General features: G+C 60.3%; 4 protein-coding genes. All 4 read right to left on the bottom strand.

The genetic code is table 11. The features are described 5' to 3' along the window. Positions 1-27: 27 nt before the first annotated feature. Positions 28-1,197, bottom strand: coding sequence for an HlyD family efflux transporter periplasmic adaptor subunit (locus F8561_RS00675; RefSeq protein WP_086462978.1), 1,170 nt, complete (start codon positions 1,195-1,197; stop codon positions 28-30). Between the two features lie 10 nt (positions 1,198-1,207). Then, positions 1,208-3,403 carry a type I secretion system permease/ATPase gene (locus F8561_RS00670; RefSeq protein WP_063156767.1) on the bottom strand — a complete coding sequence of 732 codons (2,196 nt, stop codon included), beginning with the start codon at positions 3,401-3,403 and terminating at the stop codon, positions 1,208-1,210. After that, on the bottom strand, positions 3,400-4,803 hold the full coding sequence (locus tag F8561_RS00665) for a TolC family outer membrane protein (protein ID WP_014171284.1): 1,404 nt from the start codon (positions 4,801-4,803) through the stop codon (positions 3,400-3,402). Before F8561_RS00665 ends, F8561_RS00670 begins: the two co-directional genes overlap by 4 nt. Before the next feature lie 79 nt (positions 4,804-4,882). After that, the gene (locus F8561_RS00660; protein WP_151887046.1) at positions 4,883-16,057 is read right to left on the bottom strand and encodes a BapA/Bap/LapF family large adhesin; all 11,175 of its coding nucleotides are present in this window, start codon (positions 16,055-16,057) and stop codon (positions 4,883-4,885) included. Positions 16,058-16,499 lie beyond the last annotated feature (442 nt).

Genomic DNA, 16,499 nt, shown 5'->3' with positions numbered 1-16,499 from the left:
AGGGCCGGAGAAACAAACCGCCAGTGATTAGCGCTCTCGCAGCGCCTCTTTCGCCCGGTTGAACGGCTTGATCATGTAATCCAGCACCGTTTTCTCACCGGTTTTAATGTCCACCGTCGCAATCATCCCCGGCACGATTGAGAAGTGCCTGCCTGCTTTATTCACCAGGTAATCCTGGCTGGTGCGGATAAATACCCGGTAATAGAACACTTCCGGCTTGGCTTCGTCCTGAATAGTGTCCGGCGAAATGGTTTCAACCACGCCGTGCAGCCCGCCATAAATGGCGTAATCGTAGGCGGTGATTTTTACCAGCGCTTCCTGATTCGGGTGGATAAAGGCGATATCGCGCGGGGAGAGACGGGTTTCGATCAGCAGGTGATCGTCCACCGGCACAATCTCCATCAGCTCGCCGTTAGGCGGGATGACGCCACCGATGGTGGTGACTTTGATGTTTTTCACGATCCCGCGCACCGGAGATTTCACCGTTAAGCGGGTCACTGAATCCTCGCGGCCTTTGAGGATCGCCGAGACCATATCCACTTCAGCGTTGGCCTTGGATAACGCCTCGCGGGCCTGAACATAGTACTGAGATCGCACGTCGGTGAGTTTCAGCTCCAGATCGCTTTTCTGCCGCTGCAGGCGCAGTACCTCCACGTGGCTGGCGGCGCCGGTTTTCACCAGACGCTGAGTGATCGCCAGCTCCTTATTCGCAAGATCCAATGCCGCACGCAGCTCCCGCTGGGTATCTTCCAGCTGTGCACGGCGTGAGTTATAGAGCCGGGTTTCGGCGGCGGTCAGATCGGTCCACTTCGCCAGCGAAGGGGGAAATTTCAGCGGCAGATCGTTTACCTCGGCGTACAGTCGCACGCTGGAGGCCAGCGAGGCACGGTAGCGCGCCGCGCTTTCACCAACGTTAGATTCTGAACGCGTGGGATCGAGCCGCGCCAGCACTTGTCCGGCCTGCACCTGGTCACCCTCATGGACGTTCAGCTCGGTGAGGATCCCCCCGTCGAGCGACTGTAAAACCTGCTCGCGCGAACTGGGGATCACTTTGCCCGTGCCGGTTGAGACTTCATCCAGCACGCCAAACCACGCCCAGACGCCGAGTACCACGAACATCAGTAAAGAGAAGATAACAATCCGCCGCGCACCGGTGTAGCCGCTTTCGGAGTCGAGCGCATTGTCCAGGTCGTCCATTGCGGCGACGTCACGCTGACTGATTTTCATTTTTCCACTCCCGTCCGGTTGCTGCCTGCTGCTGTTGCTGCATGCGGCTGTTGTTCAGCGCCTGCGCTTTCGGCGCGTCCATCACCAGCATTCCCTCTTTGAGCACCACGACCCGCTCCACCAGTTCCAGCACCGGCACGCGATGCGTGGCGACAATCAGGGTGCGGTTGCCAAGCCAGGCGCTCAGACGCTGGATAAATTCCCGCTCGGTGTGCTCATCGAGCGACGCAGTCGGTTCATCCATCAGCACAATATTGGGGTCGCGAAGCAGCATGCGCGCCAGCAGAATGGATTGCCGCTGGCCGCCGGATAACCCCACGCCGTTCTCCATAATCGGGTAGTCCAGACCCTTCGGCAGTTTCTGCACAAAGCCCGCAGCGCCGGTTAACTCCAGCACCTCGAAAATCTCCTCATCGGTGGCGCGCGGCATGCCGAGGGTGATGTTTTCGCGCAGGGTGCCGTAAAAGAGCCGGGCGTTCTGGGTCATAAAGCCGACGTTGCGCCGGACATCGGCGACATCGAGGTGCGGGAGGCTGAAGTTATCGAGCCGCAATTCACCGCCGGCGAGATCCATTCCGCCCGCCATCGCCTGCAGCAGGGTCGATTTTCCGGCGCCGTTACGCCCGAGGATCGCCACTTTTTCACCTGGCTTAATCTCCAGACGGTTAATGCGCAGGGCCATGCGCGGATCTTCCGGGTGATAGCGGAACTGCGCCTGCTCGAAAAGATAGTGACCGCGCAGTACGTCCTGGCGGATCGGCGTCTCCTCACGCTGGTTTTCTGTGGGGAGCTGCATAATGCTGTCCAGTCCCTCTTTCGCCGCTTTGACCTGCTGCCAGCGCGCCAGCACGCCGCACAGGGTAGCCATCGGAGCGATCATGCGCGAGGCCAGCATCGAGGCGGCGACCACCGAACCGGTCGTCAGCGTGCCGTCGATCACCATCGGCGCACCGACCACGATCACCCCGGCATAGACCAGGCTCTGAATCGTCATTCCCCAGCTGATCAGATTCTGGGTCAGTTCACGGGTGCGCAGGCCAGATTCAGCGGTGATCTGGATGTAGCTGTTCCACTGCTGCAAAAAGCGGTTTTCCGCCTGCATCAGCTTTATGTCCTCCAGCCCCTGCACGCTCTCCACCAGCACGGCGTTGCGCAGGGTGGATTCGTGCGCCGACTGCTTCGCGAGCTCTGCCAGCTTTTTCTGCAGCAGCAGACCGGGCAGGACCATGATCACCGCGGCGACCGGTGCGATCCACGCCAGTTGGGGAGCGATGATTGCCAGCACCACCACGAACAGGAAAAAGAAGGGCAGATCGACAATTGTGGAGATGGTGGAGGAGGTGACCATCTCGCGGATCTGCTCCAGCTCGCGTAGCTGGGAGATAAAGCTGCCGGTCGAGCGAGGGATGGCGCTGTTGCGCAGCCGCAGGGCGTGACCGAAGACCCGATCCGATACGCGCAGATCGGAGCGTTTGCCCAGCAGATCCATAATGTGCCCGCGTGCCACGCGCAGCACAAAGCCAAACAGGGTGGCGATCAGCACGCCGATAGTCAGGACATACAGCGTCGGGTAGGACTGCGCGGGGATCACCCGGTCATACACCTGCATGGAAAAGACAATCCCCGACAGGGACAGGACGTTAATGAACAGCGCGGCGAGCATCACCCAGCTGTAGGGGCGCAAGTCGCGCATTACCAGCCGGTAAAGCCAGTCCGGACGGTATTTCGAAATATAGGCATCCACGCGGCTGTCTTTCAGCGCGGCCAGTGGGCGCAGGGCAATGACGTGGCGGATGGCGGGCAGCATGGCGGTCATCGAAAGCCGGTTGGTGTAGGTCTGATCGTCGAAAAAGCTGACCTCCAGCGTATCGTCGCCATCGAAATGTTCGATCACGCCGATCCTGCCGTCGTTCATTGCCGCCACGACCGGCAGACGCCAGCTGTTGATCGCCTGCTGATCCGCCGTCAGCAGCTGAAACGACAGCCCTGCTTCACGGGCCAGCTGAGTCAGTGCAGGCACCATCGGTTTGCCTTTTAGCCACGGCGCGCCCGCGAGCAGCGCACCGGGGGAGCAGGCGACGCGGTAGCGCGTGGCGACAAAACCAAAGGCCTGCGCCCACTGCGCCAGGGCCTCATCCGTCATGGTCTCACCTTGCGGGATATCGCGTTGCTTCATGGCTGGATCTCCACGGTCTGGATGGTGCGGTTATCAAGATCGAACGCGTGACGCAATTGCCCGGTGTTATAGAGGCAGTTGAGCTGCAGCTGGTGCAACTGTCCGAGGGTCTGCTGCTGGGTAAAACGCGCCTGATAGACCTCCTGCTCGGCGTTAAGCACATCGAGCAGCGGGCGCGAACCCAGATCGAGATATTGCTGCTGATAGAGTTCACGGGTGCGGGCGCTGAGCGCCTCCTGACGGCCCTGAATCTGCAGCGTGCTCAGCAGGCTTAATACCTGGCTGCGCGACTCCAGCAGTTTCTGGCGTACCTCGAGGCGGGTACGCTGAATGGTGGACTGTGCGGCTTCTACCGCGTGGCCTGCGGCGTTACGCCGGGCGGTGAGGCCGCCGCCCTGATAGAGCGGCATCTGCACTTTCACCCATGCAGAGTATTGGGTGCGATCCCGCGTTTCGTTACCCGCATAGCGTTCGTTCAGGTAGTGGCGCACCTCCGGCTCCAGCGAGACGGTCGGTGTCATCTGGGCGTCGGCGTAGTCGAGATTGGCCTGGGCGACGTTAGCCTGCGCCCAGGCGGCTAATACTGCCGGGACCAGACGATCGTCCGGCTCGGCAATGTCGCAGCTGCGGGCCAGCTTTTGTGGAAAATCGTTGCTGATCGTGTTGAGGGTGTTCCAGCCAAGAAAGCTCATCAACGTGGCACGGGCGCTGTCGAGGCTGGCCTGGTACTGCATCAGCTGGGCGCGCGCGCCTTCGATACGTGCATCGGTCTGCACCACGTCAGAGAGTGAGGTGGCCCCTTCGTCATTACGCTGGCGGGTGAGGGTACCAATCGAAGAGAGCGCCTCAAGCTGCTCTTTGGCGGTGTCGACCATTTGCTGCCAGGTTTGCACCTGCACCATCGCGATGGCGGTATCGTGAGCGATGGTGTCGATGCTGACCAGCACGTTGGCCTGCTGCTGGGCGACGCCGGCACTTTCTGCACGCACCTGGCTTGCCACCTTGCCAAAGTCGTACAGCATTTGTGAGAGGGAGAGTACCAGCGACGGGGTAAAGCCATTATCGTCGCCGTCATGGGTATAACCGTTATCCATGCCGGCATTAATTTGCGGATAGTATTTCGATTTGGCGACGTCCACCTCTTCGCTTTGTTGGTAGAGTTTCCCCACGGCTTCACTGATGGCCGGGTGCCAGGTGACGGCGCGGTTGACGGCTTCGCCAAGCTGCAGCGTGCCGGGGGCAGCCTTGCCGACGACAGGCGCCACGCGGCCATTCAGAGAGGGGAGTTCCTGCGTTTCACGGAGTTGTCCGGTATTGATCATCGCCGCCGGCGTCGCGGAGAGGGCGGGCACAGATATCAGGCAGCACGAGAGCCACCAGTAAGGCATCTTCATTCCCATGTCTTATCCCTAATAAAAATGTACTGCTTTATTGTTTATGCCCGGGCGCTGTGCGCCCGGGTCATTTGTGCAGGTGCTATCAGGTAACGATGTGTTGCTGGTTCACTAACTCGTCGTAGGTGGTCTGGACGTTATCCAGCGTCACGAGCGTCGTATTAGTGTAGGTGCTCCCTGAACCATCACGGTCGATGGAGATCACGGTATTGCCATTACTATTAGTAACATGCAGATAATTACCGAGCGTTGAACTGCTCCCGTTCCAGCCCACCAGCAGATCGCCGATATCGATTTTGTCCCCCTGCGTGAGCGAGAAGTTGGTCCAGTGATCGCCAGCAGTGCTGCTGACGTTGCCCGCGGTCGCGTTGCCTGCGGTGGCGTTCAGCACCTGGTAAATCAGGGTGTCGCCGTAGGCGGTGCCGGTAATGACGTCGTTATGTTCCGAACTGATGAACTGCGGCGCCATATTGATGGTCAGCGTGGCACTGTCTGTTTTCCCGTCGGCATCGGTCAGGGTGTAGTTGAAGGTCTCCTTCGAGGTGATGGTTGAGAGCGACACCCCGGTGTTGAGGGTGTAGGTGTAGTGGCCGTCCGCAGCAATTGCCAGCGTGCCGTAATGGCCGACGACGTTGACCGTTGCGCTGCCGGTGTACGGATCCAGCGTGGTGGTCACGCCGTTGTAGCCGGTCACGCTGAGGCGGGTATCCACCGAATGCAACTGATCCATCGCCCCGGCAGAGTCGGTGCCATCGAAGATGTTGCCGTCAACGGTGTGGCCGCTGGTAGAGTCGAACTGGGTCAGCGAGTAGGTGGTGCCGTTCACGCTTGGGGTAATGGTAATGTTCCCCACGCTGAGCCCCGGTACGCTGCCGGTATAGCTCAGCGTATAGGTTCCGGCATTCAGGTCCAGCCCGGAGAGCGCGATGTCGATATTGCCGCCCAACAGCGAACCGCCGCTGAAGGAGCCGCTGCGAACAACATTCGAACCGTCACTGATTGACCAGTTCACCGTCAGGCCGCCCAACGCCAGCAGCGATGCCACGTTAAAGTGCAGCGACACGTTATGCAGCGCGGTGTTCGGATCCACCACGAAGGTTCCGCTCCCGCTGCCCTGGGTTGATGACAGCAGCGCGGTTGTCCAGCTGGCCGTCCCGACGGTGGTATCCGAGTAGGTCGTCGTGTGATGCACTGAGGTGACGTCCATCGCGGTACTGACATCGTTGACCGCATCCATCGCCCGCGCGGTTGGGGTGATGTTGAGCGATGCCGTATCCTTCGCCCCGTTTGGTCCGGTGATGGTATAGACAAACGTATCCGGCGTACTGATCGCGTCAGCACCCACACCGGCTTTCAGGGTGTAGGTGTACTGTCCGGACGCATTGATGCTCAGCGTGCCGTATTCCCCCTGGATGTCGGTCAGGCCGCTGCTGTTCACCGCCACGCCGTTCACTTCTGATACCACCGCGCCGGTTGCGACATCGTTATCCAGCACATCTCCGGTGGTGGTCTCGCCCACGCTCGACACGCTGTAGACATGATCTTCCAGCACGTTCAGCGTGTAGGCGGTCAGGGCGGTGATCCCTGCAGCCGTATTCAACAGGAAGAGGTACTCCCCGGCAGGCAGGTTCAGCGTCAGCTGAGACGAGGTACCGCCCAGCAACGGCGCACGCAGCCAGCCCGGTTCGACGCGCATCTGCTCGAAGGTCTGCGTCGCGTTATTGAACTTGTAGACATACAGGTCGAATACCGACGCCAGCGCCACTCCGCCCACGGAAGCCTGTATGGTCATGGTGCGGGTGGTACCTTCCTCCACGTTATAGATGATCGGATTGCTCAGATCGTCCAGCAGGTTCAGCCCCAGCGTGTTGCCGAGATTGATCCCCACCACGGTAAAGCCGCCCTGCGACGAGGTGCCGTTATTGATTTCATGGACCGAGGTGTCAAAGGTCAGCGAGGCCGTGTCATCCACCGCCACAATACCGTTAGCGGTAGTACCGGCACCCAGCGACAGTACCAGGTTCGCCGACGCGCTGACGCCGTTATGGGTGATGGTGTAGGTGAAACTCTCTGTCCGGCCCACAACCGAGGCGCTGGTGTCGGTCAGGTTGTAGGTGTAGCTGCCATCGCGATTAATGGTCAGCGTACCGTACTGGCCCTGAACAACCGTGCCGTCGGCGTTCACGCTGGTGGTGACACCCAGTGCGTTGGTGACAGCAGAGACAGTAGTGCCTGCCGGGGCGTTGTCGCTGCCCGCGGTCGGGTCGGCGTCGAGAATTACGTTACCGTTCAGGCTGGTGTCGCCCGTCACGGTACCGGCGCTGGTCTCTTTCACCGCCACATCGAGGCTGGTGTAGGAGCCGGTCGCCAGCAGGTTAGTGTTATAGCTCAGCACCCGGTAGTCGCCGTTCGCCAGCCCGGTCAGGTTCAGCGATACGCCGGTAGCCCCGAGGGTCAGCAGATCGGCAAACTGGGGTTGTCCGGTATCCACGACGGTAGTCCAGGTACCGTTGACGCTGTCCCAGCGCTGTACCACCAGCTCAAGGGTATTGAGCAGGGAAAGCACCGCACCCGTGGCATTGGCGTTCACCACAATATCCGCATTGCCGCCGCTGCCCACCGTGAAGTCCACCTGGGCAGTATCATTACCCAACAACGTGAGAACGTTGCCTACGGCACCCACCAGCAGGAAGCCATAATCACTGTACTGGCTGTTGGTGACGGTGGCCGTGGTGCTGATATCCAGCTCTTCGACGTTATTGCTGGCGGAGAGCGGGACGACCGGTGCGAGGGCTGAGCCTGGCTGCGACGTATTACCTGCGGCATCGGTGGCGGTGATCTGCAGCGTCTGACCTTCCGTCTGTTTATTGAGGAAGGTATAGCTGTAGGTGCCGTTGCTGCCCGCGATTGTGGTCACCGTGCTGCCATCGCCAAGACGGATAGAGACGGTGCTGCCTGCCTCCGCGTTACCGGTCAATACGCTACCGTCAGCGTTAAAGGTTCCGGTTGGGGCCGTTGGTGCCGTCAGATCGACAATCACGCTGGTGGCGGAAGAGACCGGGCTGGTGCCCGAACTGTTCGTCGCCGTGGCGGTAAAGGCGTGGGAGCCTTCGCTTAACGCCGGGGTGGTGAAGGTCCAGTTGCCTGAACTATCTGCCACTGCCGTTCCCATCGACACGCCGTTGTTATACAGCGTGACGGTGGTGCCTGGCAGGGCTGTACCACTCAGGGTTGGCGTGGTGTCGTCAGTGGTTTTACCGTTGGTCAGGTTACCGGTGACGGTGCCGACGTTATCGTTGATGGTGGTGATAAGCGGTGCGTTCGGCACCGGCGTTGCAGGGGCAATCACCGACGTGCTGACACCGGCGTTACCCGCCTTATCGGTGGCATAGACCAGCAGTGATTCACCGTTGGTTTGGGCCGGCGTGATTGTCGCGTTAAAGTTTCCGCTGCCGTCAGCCGTCGCGGTACCGAGTACTGTTCCGGTACTGGTGGTGATGGTAACGGTGCTACCCGCTTCGGCGGTCCCGGTGACGTGCGTACCGTTGGTGATCACGGCAAGGCTTGCCGGCACGTTCGGTGCAGTCAGATCCACGGTAATGGTGGTGGTGGCCGATGGCGTACTGGTGTTGCCCGCGGCATCGGTGGCGGTGGCGGTGAAGTTATGCGTGCCTTCCGTCAGTGTGGTGGTGGTTTGCGGTAGCGTCCAGTTGCCGTTCGCATCGGCGGTGACCGTGCCGACAAGCGTCGTGCCGTCATAGATGCGCACCGTCGCGTTGGCTTCGGCGGTCCCGTTCAGCGCTGGACGCGCGTCATTAGTCGGGTTATTGCCGGTTACCGGTCCGGTGATGCTGCCGACATCATCGACAACCGCACTGATGACCGGCGCAGCTGGCGCGGCGGCATCCACGTTGATCACATAGGCGGTGGTCGGGGCGCTGGTATTGCCCGCGGCATCGGTGGCGGTAAAGGTCAGGCTGTGTGACCCGTTGCTCAGCGCCGGAGAAGGGGTAAAGCTCCATGCCCCGCCGGTCGCGACCGCGCTACCAATCTGGACGCCGTTATCGAAAATTTTCACCGTGGCGCCCGCTTCCGCCGTACCCGTGAGGGTAGGCTGCGCGTCGTTAGTCAATCCGCCATTGGCAATCGGTGTAGCCGCATTGCCCACATCATCCACAATGCTGCTCAGCACCGGCAGGGCTGGCGGCGTCGTGTCGATAGTCAGGCTGAAGGCCGCTGACGAAACGCTGGTATTACCCGCTGCATCCGTGGCCTGCGCGGTGAAGCTGTGCGCGCCCGTGGCTAAGGTGGTCGTGAGCAAGATACTCCAGTTGCCGCTGGCATCCGCGGTGCCCGTTCCGACAAGCGTTGTGCCTTCGTAGATATTCACAGTCGCAAACGGCTCACTGGTCCCGACAAGCCGTGGCACGGTGTCGTCGGTCGTCTGTCCTGAACTGAGCGGGCCGGTGATGCTGCCCGCATCGTCAACGGCCTGGCTGATAACCGGCGCATTGGGGGCGCTGGTATCAACAACCAGCGTAAAGCCAGGCGACGCCGGGCTGACGTTCCCCGCCGCGTCGGTCGCGGTCGCGGTCCAGGTATGACTGCCATTGCTCAGCGCTGATGACGGCGTAAAGCTCCATGCTCCGGTGCCGTCCGCCAGCGCGGTGCCGACCGGCTGTCCGTTCTCATAGATGGTCACCGTGGCGTTGGCTGCCGCGGTGCCCGTCAACGTTGGCGTGGTGTCGTCGGTACTTTGCCCGGAAGTCAGCGGCGTCTGTACGCTGCCTGCGTTGTCTCCCGCGGTCGTGATGGCCGGTGCCGCCGGTGGTGCCGTATCCACTGTCAGGTTAAACGGTGCCGTCGTGCTGCCGGTGTTGCCAGCCGCATCGGTGGCATTGAAGGTGATGGCATGAGGCCCGTCACTCAGGGCGGTGTCAGGCGTGTAGGTCCAGTTCCCCTGGGCATTAACCACCGCGGTGCCAATCTCGTTGCCATCCACAATGATATGCACAGTGGCACCCACTTCGCCCGTACCGTTGAAGGTCGGACGCGCGTCGTTGGTGCTGTTGCCGGTAGTGAGCGTACCGGTGACCGGGCCGACGTCGTCAATCACACTGCTGACCAGTGGCGCAGCAGGGCCTGCTGCATCCACGGTAAAGGCAAAGACCGACGAGTTTGCTGACGCATTGCCTGTCGCATCGGTAGCGTAGGCGCGAAGGAGATAGTTGCCGTCGCCCAGCGGCGTGCTCGGGGTAAAGGTCCAGTTACCACTTCCGTCGACGGTCGCAAGGCCAATTTGCGTACCGTTATTCATGATGTGGATTGTACTACCCGGTTGTCCGGTGCCGCCGATCGTCGGGGTGGTGTCGTTGGTGACTTGCCCGCTGGTGAGGTTGCCGGTCACGCCGCCAGGGGCATTGTCGTTAACCGTATCCAGCGTTGGAACCGTTGGCGCCGTCAGGTCAACCACGACGTTCCAGCCGTTAGACACCTGGCTGACGTTGCCCTGTGGGTCGGTGGCGGTAACGGTGAAGGCGTGAGGTCCTTCGCCGAGCGCGGTGTCAGGGGTGAACGTCCAGGCACCGGTGCCGTCAGCCGTGACCACGGCAATCTGGGTACCGCCGTCGAAAATTTTCACCACGCTGTTCGCTTCCGCCGTCCCCGAAAGGGTTGGCGTCGCGTCATTAGTCGGATCGCCGCTCACAATCGTGGTGGCAGCATTGCCCACATTATCCGTTACGTTGGTGATCGCTGGCGTGGTGGAAACCGTATCAACGACGATGGTGAAGCCTGTCGACAGACCACTTTCATTGCCCGCGGGATCGGTCTCGCGGATGGTCAGAACGTTATTGCCCTCCGCCAGCGCAGGCGGTGTGAAGACCCAGGTCCCCGTATTGCCGACCAGTGCGGTGCCCAGCAGGGTTCCGTTGCTGTAAACGGAGATGGTATCGCCCACCGTGCCGGAGCCGGTAAGGGTAGGCTGGTTATCGTTGGTGGTCTGCCCGTTGGTGAGTTGACCAGTGCCAGGGCCGACATCATCAATCACTGAGCCAATGGTCGGCGTGTCCGGTGCGGTGAGGTCAACGGTGACGGTTGCAACCGGCGAGCGGCCGCTGGTCGAGAGCCCGACCGTCGCGGTCACTTCAAAGGTGTGCAGCCCTTCACCCAGCGCAATCAGTGGGGTATAGCTCCAGTTACCGTCCGCATCAGCAATCACGTTGATCAGCGGAACCGCGATGCCGTCCTGGTAGATGGTGATAATGCTGCCCGCTTCGGCCGTACCCACGAGTGTCGGGGTAATGTCGTTGGTGGTTTTGTCTTTCACGTCGCCGGTGACAGGCGTTTCATCATCGTTAATCGCCGTAATGATGGGCACATCCGGAAGATTCGGCAGCGTACCGGTGACGGTGTAGGATGCCTCAGGACTGAGGTTGCCCGCGGCATCGGTCGCGGTCACCGTCAGCACAGCGCCATCCGTTTGGGCTGGGCTGAGTGCGATGGAGAAGGTGCCACCGGTGGCTACGCCTGTACCGAGAACATTACCATTGTTATCGGTTACAGTGATGGTAGCCCCCGCTTCGGCGGTGCCGGTCAATGGAGTACCTTGAGCGGCTATGCCAGTAACCGCGGGAGCGGCCGGATCGAGAGTATCGACGTTAACGCTAAGCGGTGCAGAGCTACCGGACGTATTGCCGGCCGGATCGACCGCGGAGACGGTAAAGGTATGCGGGCCTTCCGCCAGCGTGCTGTCGGCGGTCCAGCTCCAGTTACCGTCCGGCTGTACCGTTACCGGCACCGTGGATGCTGTACCGTCTACGGAGACGATAACGGTGGTACCCGGTTCGCCGGTGCCCGTGAGGGTCGGCGTGCCGTCACGGGTATAAAGCACATTGCTTGTGAGCTGGCTGTCAGACACCGCGTTAATCAGCGGGATTTCTGGCGCAGTGGTATCAACGGTGACGGTGAAGACCGGGCTGAGGCCGCTGACGTTACCCGCAGCATCGACTGCCGCAACGGTGATGTTGAGTGGGCCATCAGTCTGGGTCGGAAGATCGAGAGACCACTCGCCATTGCTGCCCACTTCGACGCGTCCTAGTTCAACGCCATTGTTATAAACGATGACCGTTTCGCCCGCAGGGCCGGTACCGCCCACACCGGGGGTCGTATCCGTGGTAACACCACCGTCTGGCTTACCGCCAACGGCGCTAATGACAGGCGTATCAGGTGCCACGGTATCAACGGTGATAGTGATCCCCGGTGACGCCGCCGAAACGTTACCGGCTTCGTCGGTGGCGGTGGCGGTAAATTCGTGGCTTCCCTCATCAATGCTGGCGTCAGGGCGCCAGCTCCAGTTGCCGTTGCTGTCTACGGTGACGCGACCCACTTCGGTGGCAGGCTGACCATTAATGCTGTCATAAATAATAACCACATCGTTCGCCGTGCCGGTGCCGCTCAGGACCGGACGCGGATCGTTCGTGGTTTCCCCGTCGGCAACCGGTCCGGTTATCTGGCTGACGCTGTCCGTAATCACCGGTGCTGCTGGCGTAGCTGGCGGGTCGGTGTCAATGGTGATGGTCACCGGCTGGGACGGGGCGCTTTCGTTGCCCGCGCCGTCCTTGTTGGTGACGGTCAGGGTGATGTCGTAGGTACCGTTGGCCAGTGGGGTATCCGGTGTCCATGTCCAGTTACCGTTGCTGTCCACCTCGGCGTCACCAATTTTGTCGGTGCCGTTGTAGATAGTCACGGTATCGCCCGGATTGCCGGTGCCGCTCAGCGTCGGCGTGGTATCGCGGGTGGTCTCTCCCGGGTTCAGCGGGGTTTCTGTTGTGCCGCCGTCAGGGTTCACGGTGATTTCTGGCGTCTCCGGCGTGGCGGGTGCCACGGTATCGACCACCAGCACAAACGGGCTGGAGACGGTCGTATTCCCGGCGGTATCGGTCGCATGAACCGTCAGAGAGTGCGAGCCGTTGGTGAGCGGGGTGGTAGGGGTGAAGCTCCAGCCGCCGGTACCATCGAGTGTGGCGGTACCGAGCAGGGTATTGCCATCATAAAGCGTAATAACCGTACCCGCCGGCGCGCTGCCCTGCAGCAACGGTTGCGTGTCATCCGTGGTGTCGCCGCTGGTGAGCGGGCCCTGAACGTCACCGACGTCGTCGGTTACGGTTGTGATGGTCGCCGCCGGTGGCGGGGTGATATCGACCGTAAAGGTGAAGCCGCCTGACGGCAGGCTGATGTTACCTGCCGCGTCGGTGGTGACGGCGGTCAGGGTATGCTCACCGTTACCAATCGGTGTGCCTGGCGTAAATGTCCACGCGCCGCCGCTACCGACCAGCGCGGTGCCGATATCAACACCGTCCAGACGAATGGTGACCGTTGAGCCCGGTTCGGCAGTGCCGTTGAGTGTCGGGGTTGGATCGTTCGTAATGGCACCTGCGGTGAGCGCACCTGTGCTTCCCTGAACATCGTCCACCACTTGCGAAATTACCGGTACTTCGGGTGCAGTACCGTCGACAGTGATACTCCAGGCATTTGATGGCCCGCTTGGGTTACCGGCGGCGTCAACTGCCGTTGCCGTCAGCACGTGGCCGCCATCAGCAAGCGGTGAGGATGGCGTGATGCTCCATACGCCAGATGCCGGAACGAGTACCGTGCCGATGACCGTGCCGCCGCTGGAGAGCGTGATGGTTGTGCCAGGCTCGCCCGTTCCGTTTATGGTTGGCGTCCGGTCATTAGTGAGCCCGTTCTGGGCGACAGGGCCCGTAGTGGCAGAGGCATCGTCGTCCACTGAAACGATAACCGGCGTTTGCGCGGCGGTAATATCCGGCGCAATGGCAGGCGTTGTTGGCCCGGTATTGCCGGCGGGATCGGTGGCATCTGCGGTCAGGGTTTCACCGTTGGCTTTTGGTGGGGTCAGCGTGACGGTGAAGCTGCCGTCGTCATTGGCTTTCGCCTCGCCAACCGTGACGCCATTTTCACGGATGATCACGGTGCTGCCCGGCTCTGCGGTACCTGTCACTTTGGTACCGTCATCTGAGACAACAACGTTATCCGGAGCCAGTGGCGCCGTGGTATCTGGTGCATCGGCTGTAGCGGGCAGGCTGGCGTTACCGCTGCCGTCGGTTGCCACGACCGTCAGCACTTCACCGTTGGTCTGTGCAGGACTAATAACCGCCGTAAAGGTGCCATCGCTGTTGGCGGTGGTTTCACCGATGACCGCGCCGTTAGGATCTTTAATGGTGACGGTGCTGCCTGGCTCCGCCGTGCCGCTGACGCTCTGGCCGTTATCTGCCACCTGAAGGTTTCCGGGGGCGACAGGAGGGGTTGTGTCCGTAGCCGTGACGGTCGCAGGTGTGCTCTGGTTACCAGCAGCATCAGACGCCACCACGGAGATCTGCTGGCCGTTAGTTTGCGCCGGCGTTAACGTGGCAACGAAGTTGCCGTTGCCGTCCGTTGTCGTCCGCCCAATTATGGTGCCGTCGCTGCTGGTGATGACAATGCTGCTGTTTGGCTCGGCAGTGCCGGTAATCTGCGTGCCTGCCGGATTAAGCGTGATGTCGGGCGTTTCCGGCGGCGTGGTATCGACAATGAAGTTGATTGGCTGCGACAACCCACTCTGGTTCCCGGCAGCGTCGGTGACCTGCACCGTTATTGAGTGAGCCCCCTCCGAAAGCGGTTTGTCCGGTGTGATGCTCCAGGTGCCGTTGGGCTGAACTTTAACGGTCGCAATGGGCACGCCGTTATCAAAAATCGTAATTGTCCCACCGGGCTCTCCTCTCCCTGCAAGAACAGGTTTAGCGGCATCAGTGAACAGGCCAGAGGTAATTGCGCCTTTGATGGCACCCGTTTCATCGTTCAGCACGATGGCGGTTGGCGCAGTTGGTGCGGTGAGATCGATGGTAACGGTGAACACCGGGGAAGCCGGCCCGGTGTTACCGGCGGCGTCGGTTGCCCGGACGGTGAGCTGATGCGTGCTTTCGCTGAGATTGATCGAAGGGGTAAACGTCCAGGTGCCGTTGCTGGCAACGACAGCGGTGCCAATCGCGATCCCGCCATCATAAATGGTGACCGTAGATCCGGCTTCCGCGGTGCCGGTAAGCTGTGGTCGCTGATCGTTGGTGCTACCACCGTTACTGACCGAGCCGGTGACCGGATTGGTATCGTCTGACACGAGCGTGATGGCTGGCGCTGTGGGGGCGACGGTATCCACCACAAAGGTCACGGCGCCGGAGGCTGGGCTGGTGTTACCTGCCGCGTCGGTCGCGGTGGTGGTAATGGAATGGCTTCCGTTAGCGAGATTTGTACCCGGGGTAAAGGTCCAGTTTCCGCTGGCATCAACCTTGGTCGTGCCAATCGGCTGACCATTATCGTACAGGGTGATGGTACTGCCTGCTTCGCCGATGCCGCTGAAGGTGGGGCGGGCATCATCGGTACGCTGACCGTTAGTCAGCGGTCCGGTTTCTCCGCCAACGTCGTCATTCACAATTACGATATCGGGCGCATCGGGTGCGGTGGTATCCGGTGCTGTAACATGTCCGGCCTGGCTGGTATTGCCTGATGAGTCGGTTGCTGTGGCGGTAAGTTGCTCGCCATTCGTCAGCGGCGTGCCCAGAACAATGGTGAATTTGCCGTCGCTACCGGTTTTACCCGTGCCGACCAGATTGCCGTCCGCGTCTTTCAGCGTAATCGTACTGCCGGGTTCAGCAGTACCTGTGACAGTTTTACCATCTGAGGAGAATTGAAGGTTGGAAGGCGCATTTGGCGGTGTGGTATCCGGATCGGAAGGATTGCCCGGCGTGCCGGGGTTCGTATTGTCATCATCATCGTCGCCACCCCCTCCGCCGCCGCTGCTTGCCGCGACAGCGATCCCGCCTGCGACAGCAAGACCGCCCAGTACCCATGGCCAGATGGCTGCGCCACCGGTATCACCGCCTGAAGCCGCCAGTAATACGTCCGTGGAGGCGATAGATTCGTAGGTAGCAGCCCCGGTAGGATCTTCAATCCACCACAGCGCACCGTCACTCTCTTCCAGGACCAGCTGACTCACCCCCTCCGCGTCGGTGACGTAGAAATTCTTTAGGGTAATGACCTCGCCAGAGTGCAGCGTGACCACCAGATCGTTACCACTGCGGGCGAAGTGGGAGACATCGGCTCGCTCTACATGAAGCTCAACGATAGAGGAATGGCTCAGCGTAACCTGTGTGCCTTCCGTGGTAGTTTCCACGCCAGTGAGTTTCGATATAACAGAGATTTGGCTCATTTAGGTATTACTCCAGCAGAGTTGTCGTGAACGGCGTGCAAGATGCGCCATCTCTGCGGAAGGTAAAGCACGCCCCCGGCGGAGTTGCTGTTATTTACGCAGCACTCACCGTTATTTTTTTAGAGCGAACGATGCCCGCCATAATCCAGAGTGGCAACATCAGAGCGAATCTAATTACTCATGAGAGAGAATGTCGTGTATTTGTGTTTTTGTGTTGTATAAAACCCTGTAATTAATAGAGGTATTGGTTTTGACGATATAAAAATGATATAGCCAGAAAAGTCTGAATGTGCAAATTAAGCATCTGTAAACACTGTCTGAGGCGTTGAAGGGGGCATTAATTCATAGCTGGCTATTATAATTTAAAAAAGATAACTTGTTGTATTTATTGTATTTTTATTTGTTTGTAAATTGCGGTGTTTTATCATTTGCCATGAATAAA

It is taken from the genome of Enterobacter sp. 198 (assembly GCF_009025585.1).
Lineage (GTDB): Bacteria > Pseudomonadota > Gammaproteobacteria > Enterobacterales > Enterobacteriaceae > Enterobacter > Enterobacter ludwigii.
The sequence above is the reverse complement of the archived record's forward strand: the minus strand, read 5'-3'. Positions and strand labels throughout refer to the sequence as shown.